Source organism: Psychrobacter sp. WY6, assembly GCF_018448495.1.
In the GTDB taxonomy this organism is placed as follows: domain Bacteria; phylum Pseudomonadota; class Gammaproteobacteria; order Pseudomonadales; family Moraxellaceae; genus Psychrobacter.
This window is the reverse complement of the sequence record NZ_CP049902.1, coordinates 2170571-2186168: the sequence shown is the minus strand read 5'-3', so window position 1 is coordinate 2186168 and position 15598 is coordinate 2170571. Positions and strand designations below refer to the sequence as shown.

The 15598-nt window shown below is 39.7% G+C and carries 10 protein-coding genes and 6 pseudogenes; 5 read left to right on the top strand and 11 right to left on the bottom strand.

What is annotated here, in order from left to right; genetic code table 11:
* The first annotated feature begins 209 nt into the window (after positions 1-209).
* From G7Y90_RS10905 to G7Y90_RS17960, 4 genes and pseudogenes are all read left to right on the top strand, one after another.
* Positions 210-923 (top strand): annotated as a pseudogene (locus G7Y90_RS10905) (glycosyltransferase).
* A gap of 85 nt (positions 924-1008) precedes the next feature.
* Positions 1009-1770, top strand: coding sequence for a glycosyltransferase family 25 protein (locus G7Y90_RS10900; RefSeq protein WP_250162378.1), 762 nt, complete (start codon positions 1009-1011; stop codon positions 1768-1770).
* A 10-nt stretch (positions 1771-1780) separates the two neighbouring features.
* A pseudogene (locus tag G7Y90_RS10890) lies at positions 1781-2553 on the top strand (glycosyltransferase family 25 protein).
* Between the two features lie 319 nt (positions 2554-2872).
* Positions 2873-3310 (top strand): YrbL family protein, encoded by a 438-nt coding sequence (locus G7Y90_RS17960; RefSeq protein WP_349773336.1) that lies wholly within the window; start codon positions 2873-2875, stop codon positions 3308-3310.
* A gap of 250 nt (positions 3311-3560) precedes the next feature.
* On the opposite strand, the gene G7Y90_RS10875 is transcribed toward G7Y90_RS17960, so the two are convergent.
* From G7Y90_RS10875 to glnE, 11 genes and pseudogenes are all read right to left on the bottom strand, one after another.
* Positions 3561-4388, bottom strand: a complete 828-nt coding sequence (locus G7Y90_RS10875) for a glycosyltransferase family 4 protein (protein WP_250162374.1) — start codon at positions 4386-4388, stop codon at positions 3561-3563.
* Positions 4389-4664: 276 nt separating this feature from the next.
* Positions 4665-5405 (bottom strand): glycosyltransferase family 2 protein, encoded by a 741-nt coding sequence (locus G7Y90_RS10870; protein ID WP_250162373.1) that lies wholly within the window; start codon positions 5403-5405, stop codon positions 4665-4667.
* A gap of 618 nt (positions 5406-6023) precedes the next feature.
* Positions 6024-6350, bottom strand: coding sequence for a glycosyltransferase family 2 protein (locus G7Y90_RS10865; protein WP_250162372.1), 327 nt, complete (start codon positions 6348-6350; stop codon positions 6024-6026).
* A gap of 101 nt (positions 6351-6451) precedes the next feature.
* Positions 6452-7562: pseudogene (locus tag G7Y90_RS10860) on the bottom strand (DegT/DnrJ/EryC1/StrS family aminotransferase).
* Between the two features lie 106 nt (positions 7563-7668).
* Positions 7669-8301: an acyltransferase gene (locus tag G7Y90_RS10855; protein ID WP_250162371.1), complete on the bottom strand. Its 633-nt coding sequence runs from the start codon at positions 8299-8301 to the stop codon at positions 7669-7671.
* Positions 8285-8401: a hypothetical protein gene (locus G7Y90_RS19090; RefSeq protein WP_502937351.1), complete on the bottom strand. Its 117-nt coding sequence runs from the start codon at positions 8399-8401 to the stop codon at positions 8285-8287. The genes G7Y90_RS10855 and G7Y90_RS19090 overlap by 17 nt, the downstream gene beginning before the upstream one ends.
* Positions 8398-8788: pseudogene (locus G7Y90_RS19085) on the bottom strand (sugar 3,4-ketoisomerase). The gene G7Y90_RS19090 and the pseudogene G7Y90_RS19085 overlap by 4 nt, the downstream one beginning before the upstream one ends.
* A pseudogene (gene rfbA, locus G7Y90_RS10850) lies at positions 8785-9667 on the bottom strand (glucose-1-phosphate thymidylyltransferase RfbA). The pseudogenes G7Y90_RS19085 and rfbA overlap by 4 nt, the downstream one beginning before the upstream one ends.
* A gap of 22 nt (positions 9668-9689) precedes the next feature.
* Entirely contained in the window at positions 9690-10739 is a 1050-nt protein-coding gene (gene rfbB / locus G7Y90_RS10845; protein WP_250162369.1) for a dTDP-glucose 4,6-dehydratase, read from the bottom strand.
* Between the two features lie 103 nt (positions 10740-10842).
* Entirely contained in the window at positions 10843-11772 is a 930-nt protein-coding gene (locus G7Y90_RS10840) for a branched-chain amino acid transaminase (RefSeq protein ID WP_201559828.1), read from the bottom strand.
* A 283-nt stretch (positions 11773-12055) separates the two neighbouring features.
* Positions 12056-14932: pseudogene (glnE, locus tag G7Y90_RS10835) on the bottom strand (bifunctional [glutamate--ammonia ligase]-adenylyl-L-tyrosine phosphorylase/[glutamate--ammonia-ligase] adenylyltransferase).
* Positions 14933-15148: 216 nt separating this feature from the next.
* Here glnE and tusD point away from each other — a divergent pair.
* Positions 15149-15580, top strand: a complete 432-nt coding sequence (gene tusD, locus G7Y90_RS10830; RefSeq protein WP_201559826.1) for a sulfurtransferase complex subunit TusD — start codon at positions 15149-15151, stop codon at positions 15578-15580.
* Positions 15581-15598: the final 18 nt, after the last annotated feature.

Below are 15598 nucleotides of genomic sequence, written 5' to 3'. Positions count from 1 at the left end.
CAGTCAATAGCTCGATATTGTCTGCGCTATTTTTTCATTTGGCGACAATTTATCTCATTTTTATCACCATGTAAAAAATGAGAACACGCCCTAAATATTTTTATTTATATTAATATGAGTGCATTATGGCAACTGACGTAACCAATACCTCATCGACAGACCACACGCACGCACGCAGCAGCACTGCTGAGCAGCGTTATGTTATCTGTATGAAATGGGGTGACAAATACGGCGCTGAGTACGTCAACCGTCTTTATAATATGGTCAGTCGCCATTTGACCTTAGACTTCCAAATGATCTGCCTCACTGATGATAGTAGCGGTATCGACCCTGCTGTGACTTGCCATCCTATTCCAGAGATGGATTTGCCTGCCGGTCCTGAGCGTGGTTGGAAAAAACTCACGACTTTCAAACCTGAACTATATGGCCTTAAAGGTGTGGCTTTATTTTTAGATATCGACATTGTTATTGTTGACAACATAGATGCCTTTTTTACCTATCAAGCTCAGCACAAAGACAGCGTGGTGATTATCCGTGATTGGAAAAAACCGTGGCGAATGATTGGTAATAGCTCTGTTTATCGTTTCAATATTGGCATGAACACCTATCCTGATTTGCTCGCAAACTTTGAGCGTAACTTTGCCACCATTCGTACCCAAGTGCGCCATGAGCAGGCTTATCTATCTAACTATTACGTGAGCATCATCATTTAGAGTATTGGGATAAAACGTGGTGTGTCAGCTTCAAGTACCAATGCATCGCCCCTATTCCCTTTAACTTTGTGCGTGCGCCTACTCTGCCGGATGGCGCAAAGATTGTCATTTCATGGTGAGATTAATCCGCCAGATGCCATCAATGGTAGCGGCGGTAAATGGTATCGTCATGTTAAACCAAGTCCTTGGCTAAAAGATTATTGGCAGTAGTAGTGACGAATTTATACTGAACGGTTTAAAATACAGAACTGTAAAGAATAAACGTATCACAGCATATCAATACTTGAGGAAAACAATGAAAGTACAAACCTACCTAATCAACCTTGATGGTAGCCATGAGCGCTTAGAGAATGCTAAAAAGCAACTCGATAGTATCGATTGGAGTTTTGAGAGGTTTCCTGCTTTTGATGGACGTGGCAAATCACTGTCTAGCTTTGAAAATTATGACGACCAGCAAGCAAGGCAGACTCTCGGTCGTAGCCTTTTAAACTCCGAGATCGGTTGCTATCTTAGCCACTATCATTGTGTGTCGGCATTTTTAGAGAGCGATGCAGACTACCTAATCGTTTTAGAAGATGATATGCAGTTGTCTGATAATTTTAAGAGCGTTACCACGCAGTTGTTAGATTTTTTGTACGCCAATAAAAATTTAGAGTGGCATTTAATCAATATTGCCGCTAATAAAAAAAAGATAACGAAAGATATTACCCAAATCAATAACCATACTTTGTGGCATGCTTATTTTCCTATTTTAGGCTTGGGCTTGATATGGTCCAGAAAAGGGGCAGAAGAATTTATAGAAAAAGGCAAAATGATTACCATGCCAGTTGATGTGTTTTTTCAAAACTGGCTCAGCCAAAGCGCTAAAGGTTTGGGGGTTTGGCCAGCATTGGTAACTCCCTCAGATATGGACAGTGATATTTGGAGTGAAGCAAAAGCAAAAAATATACAACGTAAAGAGTTAGAGAATAGAGACTGGTCTTATAGCCTAAAAAAGAAGCAAAGAATATTGCACAACAAAATACTTGCCATTAAAAACTTATATTCACATAAATAGTACTTATATTATGAAAAATACTGTTATCAGCTTAACTGCTGCTATAGACAGAAGAGAACACATCAAAACTGAGTTTAACAAACATAATATCAACTTTGAATTTTTTGATGCGCTTACGCCAAGTGTGGCTGAAGCTTATGCTAAAAAACTCTGTACAAACTTTGAAAGTAGCAATCTTAGTGGTGGTGAGCTGGCATGTATGATGAGTCATGTCTCAATTTGGCAAAAATGATTGACGAAAGCATACCCTATCTGGCTATCTTTGAAGATGATGTCTATTTGGGCGAAGATGCTGAATATTTATTAAATACGACAGATTGGATTCAGCCTACATGGCATATTATAAAAACTGAGACGGTCAATGATAAAATACTTTTGTCTTCCGATAGATATGAGGTTATCGCTGAAAAAAGATACCTTGCTCAATTAAAGGGTACTCATTTAGGTTCAGGTGGCTATATTTTATCATTACATGGTGCTAAGCTTTACTTTGATTATTTTACTAAAAACAAGTTAATACCAATAGATGAGCTGATGTTTGATACTTTTCTGAGTGAAGGTTTAGAACCTATTTACCAAATGACGCCTGCTCTATGCATACAAGAAATTATATTGTGCGGTGCTAACTCAGCATTGTTATTGCCAGGCTCATTAATGACAGATCGCAGCAACAAAGTAAATAAAATAAAGAAACCTTTCACTTATAAACTAAAAAGAGAAGTTAGTAGGCTTGCTTTACAGATGAAAAAAGCGCTGTCTGCTGAAAATATTCCTTTTAAATAATCTATAGTCAATCTACTATAAAGTAAATACAGTGTTACTGGAATAATTGTACTCTTTTTATTTAGGACTAACTATACTGTATGTTAATCATCCAAATAAAATCAGACTCAGAAAATTATTATTAACGACTAAATAAGCGCAATGTCATTTTATCTAGCGAATATTTTACAGGTCTTATTTACAGGTTTTTTATAAACCTAGCAGGTAACAAAAATGTTTTTAGTGAAAAACCTCAGATTACTGGGAGAAGGTACGCAAAAAAAGGTTTATGAGTATCCCGATGACTTAGAGAAAGTCATTAAAATAATGAAGACAGAGCATGCAACAGCGACTGGTGGTAGAGCAGGTCAGCATCACTTGCGAGCACATCGATCACAAGGTATTTACAGACAGTTTCGCAGAGAGTTATTACAATTTACAGCTATGTAAAAATAACTATGCTAATTTTAACTTTACCTTTCCTATCGAAACGGTCTACGGTTTTGTGCCTACTGACCAAGGTTTAGGTTTGGTAACTGAAAGAGTTCTAGATCCGAATGGTACGGCAACCTCACTATATGAGATTGCAACAAACCATAGTTTTGAGGATAAGCATGCTATTGCTTTAGATGCCCTATTCAATGAATGCGTAGAGCAGCATGTTGTATTTGGTGAAGTTAATATCGCAGGAATTATACCGAACAAAGAAGAGGCTTTCCTGAATTCGTACTGGTCGATGGTATTGGCGAAAAGCTACTTATACCTTTTAGAGCCATGAGTAAAAGCATTAATAGTCGTAACGTTAGAAAAATTGAAAAGCATATTAAAAACCAGATTAATGATTACCAAATAAAATAACTATCAAATAGATAGCTTATTTTTTGAGTAACTCTCCAAATAATTCATGATAGCCTTGAGTAATATGGTCTTTACTATATGAGTGTAAAGCCTTTTGTCGTGCAGCTGATGCTAATTGCTGATACTCCGCAGGATTAGATAATACCGATGATATCGTAGCAGCCAATTTGCTAGCATCTCCAATAGGAAAAAGAAATCCGTCTTTTTCGTGATTTATTAGCTCTTCTACCCCTACTCGCCTCACTTCCAATAATTAAGCAGCCGCTCGCCATTGCCTCTATTACAGCGAGATTTAGTCCTTCGAACCTACTAGACATCACAAATATTTTATGATTTAGCAGTAATTTATCAACTTCGTTACTATAGTCTATAAATTTAATTTGGTCTTCTAAGGCGTATTGTTGCACCAGTTGCATAACTTCTTTCTTATAACGCTCACGCCCAGTGCCTACCAGCGTTAAATGTGGGATGACTCCTTGTTTTTTGAGCTTATGCATTGCCTCAATTAAGGTAACATGATCCTTACTCTTTGCGTATCTACCAACCATAATCAAGTCTTGTGGTCTAGCACTTATAGGCGATAGATTATCTCCTCCAAATCGCGTGGTATCGATGCCATTTGAGATTACTTGGATAGGTGACTGTAGGCCTTGATTAGACAAGGTTTTTGCAACCCCTTGTGAAACCGCGACCACTCTATCGGTATATTTACTTAGTTTGCGTGTTTGGTAAAGCTTCCAAGGAGTATAACGCTCTCTAGAGTTATGCTCAACTTGGATTAAATGAGGAACTTTAGCCAGTAATCCTGCTCGACGCCCTAACAAATGCTCAGGAAATCCATGAGCAACTAAAATATCTGGCCGCCATTGTTCACATAGATTTTTTAGCTCCAGTATTCGTATATGGGTCGCACCTGTGATTACTTGATACTCGATATTTTTGTCATCCAATCCTTTTAGCTTTTCCGCTACTGTTGTACTTTTGCGACGTAATACCAATAACTCTCAATTGAAGGTAATTGATTGTGTGCCGCGATCAAGTCAACAGCTACTTTTGTAGCTCCAGAGAAACCGCCCGTGACAAAATGTAAAACTCTCAATGGTTTCTCCTTAAGTACATCTAAATAGATATAAAAATTTATTTACTTTAAAGACAGTTTTATTATCTTTACAAATTTCTTGAAAAAATAATTCGCAGTTTTAAATGGCTTGATAGAAAATAGCTTTAGTGAATATTTTATTTTATTACTGCTTTCTTCATACTGTTTTTTAGTATTAAACCACTTTATTTGGCCAGCGCTTTATTATAATATTTTGAATCCTTAAAAAAATTAATACATCCAGTCTACCCTGTTTCATTTTTTCTGAATCTTTTGAAAAATTATTATCATGTTGTCTATATAAAGCAAATATTTCACTCATATAATAAATCCTGCCATGCTTTGTTAATTTTAGCCACATGTACCAATCTTCTAAAACGATGCTGGAATCATAGCCACCAGTTTCTTTTAATGCTTGGAGTCTAATCAGCTGTGTCACTGCAGGCAGGTCAAACTTGTGCATTATTATTCTTTTGAAATCATAATATCTTGATTTACTTAAGCTGGTTGCTATTATTTTATCATTTTCATCAATATGCTGAACACCGCCAAACACCGCTAAAACATTATGGTGACTATTTAGAAACTCGACCTGCACCTTAAGCTTATGACTCAGTATGACATCATCTGAAGCGATACCAGAATAATACTCTCCCTGACACCACTCGATGGCTTCATTCAAAGTAGCGCTCAAACCTTTATTTGGTCTAGATCTAAACTCAAAATTAACAAAGCGTTGCTCACATAACTTTGTCATCTCTTCAATTTTTGCAAACGATCCATCTTTTGAGCCATCATCTATGATAATAAGTTCTATATTTTCGTATGTTTGATTTATGACACTTTGGATAGAAGCTTGGACAAAATCTTCATGGTTATAGCAAGGTATCACTACGGAAACTAAAGGTTTTGACATATCAAGACTCATAAAAATTTGTTATTCTAAAAAAAATTAATCTTATTTTTCTCGTGAACTTTATTGTACTGAACAGTCCAGAATAATTAATTTTACTCATACCTTCAATTATAGCTTTTTTCCAATCTGCCTTATTTCTAAGCTCTGTCTTTTTTACGCATATAGCTATAAGTACTCCATAGGACATATACTATATTATCTTTAGTACTCGCATATATTTTCGGCTGGTCTAAGAAAATATCATTTAAAATAAATGCATTTCTTAACATCAAATAATGATTATCATTCACTTTCTGAGTAGTAGAAAGAAAATTGTAGTGATAATAATACACTGATGAAATTCTTATTATTTTTTTGAGTTGAAAAAATTTAACCTTGTTATTACTTCATCATTATTTATGTAATTATCGTTATTAATATTATACTTTTCGTAATCTTTATAGCTTTTCTTAATAACTTCCTTCTAATAGCAAGCAACCATGTACTGGCCATCCATTTAAAAATTTACTATACATTCATAGGATCCAGCTCATTATCTAATGTATAAAAACAGAGCTTATTCCAAAATTATTTTTTTTCAATTAACATCTCCGGTATACTATGTCTACATCTAGATTACTATGATGTTTTATAAACTTCACTTATCATATTTTCTGAGAGACTATCATCACAATCTAGAAACAGTATAAACTCAGTAGAAGCATTTTCTATGCCTAATCTTCTGGCTTGGGCTGCACCTTTATTTTCTTGCTCAAAAACTTTATAGTTAAAGCTAACCCCCAATGCCAAATGATCTTTAATGACTCTTAAAGTGTGGTCAGTCGATCCATCATCAACGAAAACAACATCAAAATTTTGATTTTTTTGATTCTTGAGAGTTTCAATGCAGCTTTTTATATTTTCTTGCTCATTATGCATTGGTACAATTATACTTATAAGACTCATTCAATTCCTTTATTGCTAATCCATAATAAAATTAAAACAATTTGCATCATAAAAGACGGCCGTATTAGATAACTGGTTTAACTCCCGTTGTCGTAATCAAATTATTCAGAATACATCCAAAAATCATTACATCTCTGAATAATTGTAGTGACGTCTTCCATAGTCATGGTAGGCCCTATTGGTAAACTTAACACTTCATCATGCATTTTTTCAGAAATGAGATAGCTAAGCTTATTCCACTCTTTATAAGCAGGTTGCTGATGTGGCGGAATAGGATAATGTATCAGTGCCTGAATCCCATTTTCAGCTAAGTATGTTTGTAGCGCATCTCTATGTTTACAGCGAATCACAAAAACATGCCAAACGTGGGCGCTATCATTTTCCTGAGTAGGTAAGATGATTGCTTTATTTTTAATGCCTTCAAGATAAGCGTTCGCGACTTGTCGGCGATGCGCAATTTCTTTATCAAGATACTTTAATTTAACACTCAACATAGCGGCCTGGATTTCATCCAAACGACTATTGATCCCTTGATATAGGTTTTTATATTTTTCATGTGAGCCATAATTACGTAACGCGCGCAATGTGTGAGCCAGCGCTTCGTCACTCGTAGTAATTGCACCCGCATCACCTAAGGCGCCAAGATTTTTACCAGGATAGAAACTAAAACCTGATGCATCACCCCAACTCCCTGCTCTCTTACCTTCAAGAGAAGCACCATGTGCTTGCGCAGAGTCTTCTAATACCAACAACTCATGACATTTAGCAATATCCATAATCGCTGGCATATCTGCTAGTTGCCCATATAAATGCACAGGAAGTATCGCTTTTTTTTGCTAGTAATAGCCATCTCAATTTTTTTGGGATCAATATTGAAGCTGTCGACACATGGTTCAACTAAAATAGGCATTAAGTTATTAGCGCTAATTGCCAATATACTCGCATATACGTATTTGATGGGACAATGACCTCGTCACCATCTTTTAGCTTACCTAGCTCCTTCCATGCTCGCAGCGTTAGAATAAGCGCGTCCAAACCATTAGCAACACCTATGGCAAATTTCGTCTCACAATAATCAGCAAACTGCTGCTCAAATTGTTCGAGCTCACTGCCGCCGATATACCAGCCTGAATCAATAACACGAGCACAAGCGTCTACAAGCTCATCACGATATTGAGCATTAATTGCTTTTAAATCAAGAAAAGGAATCATGTGGTAACCCTATGAGGTAAATATTTAAGCAAATAGTTAAATTGAGTATTATTGTGTTTGGTGATTGACTCTAGGCTACAAGGGCTTTCATACCTTTTTATCTTTTTTACTCACTCATCCACGATGTTACCAATTCTTCTGGATAACCACGATGGAAGTGTTTACGCCACGGATAAGCATCACCCGTTCCATCATGCAATTTGACTTTAGTAGTGGGGCATATTTTCTTAGCAGGAGAGCCGGCATAAATCATATCGGCTTCTGTGATACCTTTAATCGATGAATGCGCAGCAATTAGGCAGCCATGACTTATTTTAGCACCTGGCAAAACAACACTCATGGTGGCAATGACAGCATAATCTTCAACAGTGACACCAAGCAAGGTGTCGCTAGGCGGATGCGGATCATTGGTTAAGACCACATATGGAAAAATCCAAACATAGTTGCCGATTTTACTTTTTTGCCCAATATGGACATTACTGTGAAAACGTACAAAATCGCCTATGTCACAATGACCTTGTAAATCAGACAAAGTGCCTATTTGTAAGTTTTTTCCAGCGTTTACTTTCTCTCTTACCGTGACTCGATGACCTGTCACTAATGCTTCTAAAAAATGTGAGCCTTCATAGAAAATACTATGTGATCGAATATGGGAATTAACCCCTATATATAGCTTCTCTCCATTTGACAAATGATTTGAAACGCCTATCTCGCAGAACGCTTCAATCACTGTATTCACAGATCTCTACATTGTCATAAACAATGGTGTAAGCACCAATCTTTACATTAGAGCCTATAATAGCTTTGTCCGAAACTATTGCCGTAGGATGGATACTCATAGACACCTCAAAAATTCATCATAATCGCGAATATAATCATTTTCGTCGTAATGCTCGCTTGCCAGTACCAAAAGCACACTCGTGACTAAAGTTATGCATCTCACGCCATACAAATCACCAACGATTAAGCCTTTCGTAGGAGAATCAAGCCAGCTTCTTGACGCTGCGCACCATCATCAAGAACCATACGGCACTTACCAGTCACACAAATAGCAACCTGTTGGAGGTTGTGATGCGCATGAAAACCGCGTGACGCCTCTATCTGTGTACCAAAATATAGTAGACACGCTTTATTTTAAATGGCACAGTCTTTTCTGCTTCCAAAGCAACTAGTGAACCACGTTCATCGCCCAATGCTGGAAAATCAACCCATTTTATTAAGCTCATGACTCTTCATCCGCTAGAGAAATCAAATACTGGCCATAAGCATTTTTGTTCATACTGCGACCAATCTCTAACACTTTTTGCTTACTCAACCAGCCATTATTGAGGGCAATCTCTTCCAAGCATGCCACTTTATAACCTTGACGCTTTTCAATAGTCTCAACAAACTGTGCTGCTTCTAGCAAGCTTTCATGTGTACCTGTATCAAGCCACGCAAACCCACGACCTAGTAGCTCTACGCTTAAATCACCACGTTCCATATACATCTGATTGACGGTGGTAATCTCAACTTCGCCTCGATCGGAAGGCTTAACATTTTTCGCAATCTCTATGACATCATTATCATAAAAGTATAAACCCGTCACCGCATAATTGGATTTAGGCTTGGTAGGTTTTTCTTCTATCGAAATAGCGCGCTTATCTTCATCAAATGCCACTACGCCAAAACGCTCTGGATCTTTCACTTGATAGCCGAAGACGGTTGCACCGTTTTTACGATTGACGGCTTGACGTAATAATGGCGTGAACCCTTGACCATAAAAGATATTGTCACCTAGTACTAGACAAACATTACTATCACCAATGAAGTCTTCACCAATAATGAATGCTTGAGCCAAACCCTCTGGACTTGGCTGTACTGCATAGCTAATGTTAATCCCTAGCTCGCTACCATCGCTAAGTAAACGCTTAAAACACCCTATATCATCAGGCGTACTAATGATGAGCACGTCACGGATACCTGCAAGCATCAATACGGATAACGGATAATAAATCATCGGTTTATCATAGATAGGTAGCAGCTGGCTGCTTAGAGATACCTTTAGTAATGGGATAAAGACGTGTGCCTGAGCCACCCGCTAAAACAATACCTTTCGTATTCATTACTCACCTGCTCCTATTCTGCTTATTCCAATTTTTGACGTTGATAACTGCCATTTTGGACACGACTACACCATTCCGTATTACTTAAATACCATTCAACTGTTTTTCTGATACCGCTATCGAAGGTCTCTTTTGGTGTCCAATTTAACTCATTAGCAATTTTACTCGCATCGATTGCATAGCGTAGGTCATGTCCTGGACGATCTTTTACAAATGTAATCAATGACTCGTATTGAATCCCATCAGCGCGAGGTTGCAATTCATCCAAAATTTGGCAGATCGTTTTGACTACTTCAATATTTTGTTTTTCGTTATGTCCGCCGATATTATAAGTCTCACCCACTTTCCCTTCAGTGACCACTTTATATAGTGCACGCGCATGATCTTCTACGAATAACCAATCTCGTATTTGGTTGCCTTTACCGTAGATAGGCAAAGCTTTGCCATCTAGAGCATTTAAGATAACCAACGGAATAAGTTTTTCAGGAAAATGATAGGGGCCATAATTATTAGAGCAGTTAGTAACTAAGATAGGGAAATCGTAAGTACGATGCCATGCACGAACCAAATGATCAGAACTTGCTTTAGATGCAGAATAAGGTGAACTTGGCGCATAAGGAGTGGTTTCGGTAAATAAACCAGTCGTCCCTTCCAGATCGCCATAAACCTCATCGGTAGAGATATGATGAAACCTAAACTGCTGTTTACCTATGCCATCAAGCTTTTGCCAGTATTGACGTGCGACTTCTAATAAATGATAAGTGCCTACAATATTAGTATTAATAAATTCAGCAGGCCCATCAATAGAACGATCTACATGTGACTCGGCTGCTAAATGCATGACAAGATTGGGCTGAAAACTGTCAAATACTTGCTCTAACGCTTCTTTGTCACAGATATCTATCTGTTGAAACTCATATCGTGGACTTTGATCAATGTCTTTGAGTGATTCTAAATTACCCGCATAGGTTAATTTATCAATATTTAATACTTCGTCATCCGTATTGTGGATAATATGACGAATAACAGCCGAACCAATGAATCCGGCACCGCCAGTAACTACTATTTTCATATCAACCTTTTTATGATATTTGAATAAAATCGCATAAGTATAAAAAAGCTAAGCCCACATGGTCTTAGCTTTTTAATCGTTAATTCACAATCATACAGCTGTTTTAATCAATAAAGCTTAACCAATCCATATACTGCTCATTGCGACCATGAACCACATCAAAGTACAAGGTCTGTAGCTGCTCAGTCAAAGGTCCTCGGCCACCATTTCCGATATTACGATCATCATATTCACGGATAGGTGTGACTTCAGCCGCCGTACCCGTCATGAATATCTCATCCGCCAAGTAGAACTCATCACGGGTGATACGGCGCTCAACGACCTTGATTCCTAGATCATCGGCAAATTGAATGATAGTACGACGCGTGATGCCGTCAAGTGCACCGCCCGCTAAATCTGGCGTATGCAATACACCATCCTTTACTAAGAACAAGTTCTCGCCAGCACCTTGGCAGACATAACCTTGCGGATCCATCAAAATTGCTTCGTCATAGCCATTACGAGTGACTTCTTGGTTTGCCATGATAGAAACTGGATAGTTGCTCGAGGCTTTTGCCTTACACATGGTCACATTGGTCATATGATGAGTAAATGACGAGGTTTTTACACGGATACCATTTTTGATACCCTCTTCACCCAGATAAGCGCCCCAATGCCAAGCAGCAACCATTGCATTGATACTGTTATCACGTGACGATAAACCAAGCTTTTCTGCACCGACCCAAATGAGCGGACGAATATAGGCTTCTGCCAAGTTGTTTTGCTTGACCACATCTTTGTGCGCCTGCTCCAGAGTCGCTGCATCAAACGGTACATTCATTTGAAAGATTTTTGCAGAGCCTAACAGGCGCTCAGTATGTTCTTTTAGACGAAAGATTGCTGTACGCTTGTCAGCAGTTTGGTACGCGCGCACACCTTCAAACACAGCCATGCCATAATGCAAGCTATGCGTCAGCACATGGACTTTGGCATCTGGCTGCTCAATCATTGTGCCATTCATCCAAAGCTTACCATCTTGTGTTGCCATATTCATTTTATAATCCTTATGTTAGCACTAACGGCTATTTTTTTAGGTATAGTCGACGCACGTATAAATGCTTCGACTATAGGTTTTGTTTAATCGTATTTATCAACATCATATGATAACACCGCAGCGTCAAATTTTATTGCTAAAATATAGTGTTATCCTTACTCAGAAATAACCAACAACTGACAGCTTTATCGTAATGTGTCGCCGATTATATCACTGGCGGTGCTAGCAAATGAAATCTTTTAGTTTGAGTATCACAGGCTATTATTTATAAGCAAAAACCTTCTTAAGAATTGGGCGAATCGCTATCGGACAAATTAACACCCATCAAATGTTGCCATTGCGCTTGTACTAATGCTCGTGTTTCTTTCCACAGTGACTCATCCACCAATAGCGATTGCTCTGATAGTGCCAATTGATGAGTACAGCACGAATTCTGAGGTAAGCATCCGTTAAATCTTGGCAGACTTGCTCCTCCCAAATACCCAGTGATGCCACTTCTTCAAAAATACGAACGTTGTCGCTCCATTTGGTCAGGCTCGGATGCTCATGCGAATAAGCCAATACTGCAAATTGTGCTAAGAACTCAATGTCGATGATCCCGCCTGCATCTTGTTTAAGATGAAACTTACCTGCTTGTTGTTGCCATTGACTGGTGCCCAGATGTTTTTGCATCTTAATACGCATACTGGTGACTTCTGTACGCACCTGCTCTATCGTGCGTGGTAATGATAACGTCTCGGCGAATATCACAAAAGCGTGCCGTCACTCGTTTGTCACCGCAAATCGCTCGTGCCCGTACCAAGGCTTGATGCTCCCATGACCATGCCTTTTCTAGCTGATAGGTTTCAAAAGCATGACAAGACACCACCATCATGCCAGCATTACCTGAGGGGCGCAGACGCATATCAATCTCATAAGCGCGGCCATCTCGAGTTTGGGTATTGAGATAGTTCATCAGCTTTTGTACCAAACGGGCAGCAAACTTCATACCGCTGACTGATTTTTCACCCGTAGTCATACCCTGCTCTTTTATCTTATGCAAAAACACCAAATCCAAATCTGAAGAATACGACAGCTCTAGCCCGCCAAGCTTGCCATAACCAATGATGGCAAAACCGCAGTCTGCCTCGGTCACTGGGTCGCCATCTTGACCAATAGGATAGCCGTAGCGTTTGACAATTTCTGCAAAGGCCCGTTCTAATGCGGCTTCTAGTACCACCGCTGCGATATACGTAAGAGAATCCGACACCTTCATAATCGGACGCTCAGCCAATACATCACTGGCGGCGACCGCCAACACTTGGTTCTTCTTAAATAGTCTTAATACGCTGAGCAGCTCTTCTTCGTCATTAGGCTCTACGCGCAATAGCTGTTGACGCAAAATATCACGCAACTCTGGCTTGTCCGGCAAGTGGCGATAGCGCTGCTGTAAAAAAGTATCTAAAAGCACAGGATAATGTGCCAACTCTTTGGCAATCCAAGGACTGGCCGATAGCATGGGTATCAGCTCAATTGTCGCATTGGGATTTTCTGCAATCATCACCAAATAGATAGAACGACGACAAATCGCTTCGAGCAATGTAATGAGACGCGGCAAAGCGGTATTGGCCAATTGCTGCTGCTCTTGATGAGCGAGTAACGCATGGATAATCACAGGATAAGCGTCATCCAACCGCTCGCGAGCCTCATCGCTTAAGTTAGCGACCATCTTTGACTGCCAAAAATCTTGTAATAACACTCGATTTTCTGCCGTGAGCACATCATTCAATCGTGCAATCTGTTCATCAAGATGTTCGGGCTCAAGATCTGTGTCTTCATGATCCGGTACCTGACGTTCGGTCACCATACGCTCAAAGGGAACATTGACATTGTCTCGGTGGTGATTAAGGGTATCTAACAGCGCATTCCAATCGTCAAACCCAAGGGTAACCGCCAAGTTATACTGCCACTGCGGATCATGTGGCAAACGCTGAGTCTGTTGATCATTAATCGCTTGAATGGCGTGTTCAAGCCGACGTAAAAAACGATACGCGGCTTGGAGCTCTTGATAAGTAGTCCTCTCTAGATACTCAAGCTTATGTAATACCTGCATTGCTTGTAAACAAGATTTCACCTGTAATTGAGGATGCCTGCCACCATAAATCAACTGAAAGGCCTGCACAATAAACTCAATGTCTCGGATACCACCAGCACCCAGCTTGATGTTATCCAAATCCTCCCGCTGAGCGACTTGGTTTTGAATAAGGGATTTCATCTCCCTGAGCGCTGAAAAAGCACTATAATCCACGTAATAACGGAAAACAAAGGGTTTGATGAGCGCTTGTATCTCATCATAAAACGGCTGTTCTATCTGCCCGACTACTCGTGCTTTCAGCCATGCAAAACGCTCCCATGCACGTCCATGTTGAGAGAAGTACTTCTGTAATGCGGACAGATGAATGGCCAAATCACTACCATCACCCCACGGTCGCAGACGCATATCGACCCGAAAGACAAAGCCATCAGCCGTCTTTTGATCCAGTAATTTAATAATACCTTGACCGAGCCTTGTCATAAACCGCTTATTATCTATGCTGCGCGTGCCTTTTGATTTATCACCGTTGGTTACACCGCGAGCCTGATGGACAAAGATAAGGTCTATATCACTCGATAGGTTCAGTTCATGAGCGCCAAGCTTGCCCATCGCCATAATCGCCATATCATCAATTTGCACGTTACCTTTAGCATTGATAAAAGTCGGTTCGCCGTACTGTTTAATCAAATGCTGGTAGGTGTAATCTTTGGCAAATGAGATACAGCCGTCTGCAAACTCAGACAGCTCGTCGGTCAATTGCTCAAGTGCTATCAGTTGTAAGGCATCTTGCCAAATCCAGCGCATCATCAGCAGTGTACGTAGATGACGCAGGCCACTCATCACCTTCACTTCATCAGCAAGTTGGTAATTATCATCTAACGTATAATCTTGAATCAAATCATCGATTTGCTGCCGAGTTAAGGTTCGATCTAACGGGTAGCTGCGTAAAAACGTTTGGCATGAAACCGTTCGACTCTCCCAAATCTGATAAGCGAACTCGCTTGCCGTCTGCAATATTTGCAGCTGTTCGGTTGTATACTGACAATCTGTACCATGGGTCGCACGTGAAGGCATAGCGGGTGACATAGGGAACATAACTCCTTGCATAGAGTGATAAGACTACGTGAACTTAGCGCATAAGTTTATCGTTTTTTCTTACGAAGCAGTCACAGCATCAACTAACGATACGCAATATGTCAGTATTTAATATAAAACTACGTTTAATGACAGTGACCCTATTTGCTTTTGAGCGCTTTATGGTAGCATAAACAACTTTAGCGCAGATGATTGAAAAGAGCTCTTATGACAACCATGACCCCATTGCTTCTGATTACTGCTGATCCTAGCCACCCACTTGCCCATTTAGCGCTACGCTATGCACGCGCTTATCTGACAAATACTGCCAATAATAAAGATACCAATGACAATGTCACCTTAGATAATATCACCTTAAACGTGTTTTTTTATGGCGATGCGGCGCATACGGCCAATGGTTTACGCTGGCAGTCGGCGGATCAAATTAATTTGACCAAAGAGTGGCAAACGCTCGCTGAGCAGTTCCAGTTAGCGCTGCCTGTCTGTGTCAGTACTGCACTCAGTCGCGGCATTAGCGACACGGATAACAGCAAACGCCATCAACTTAATGGTGACAACCTTGCCACCGGCTTTTCACTGGTCGGACTGAGTGAGCTTGCGATGATGATGCAAGGCGACTGTCGTTTGATGCAGTTTTGATGACTTGCCGTGCAGACA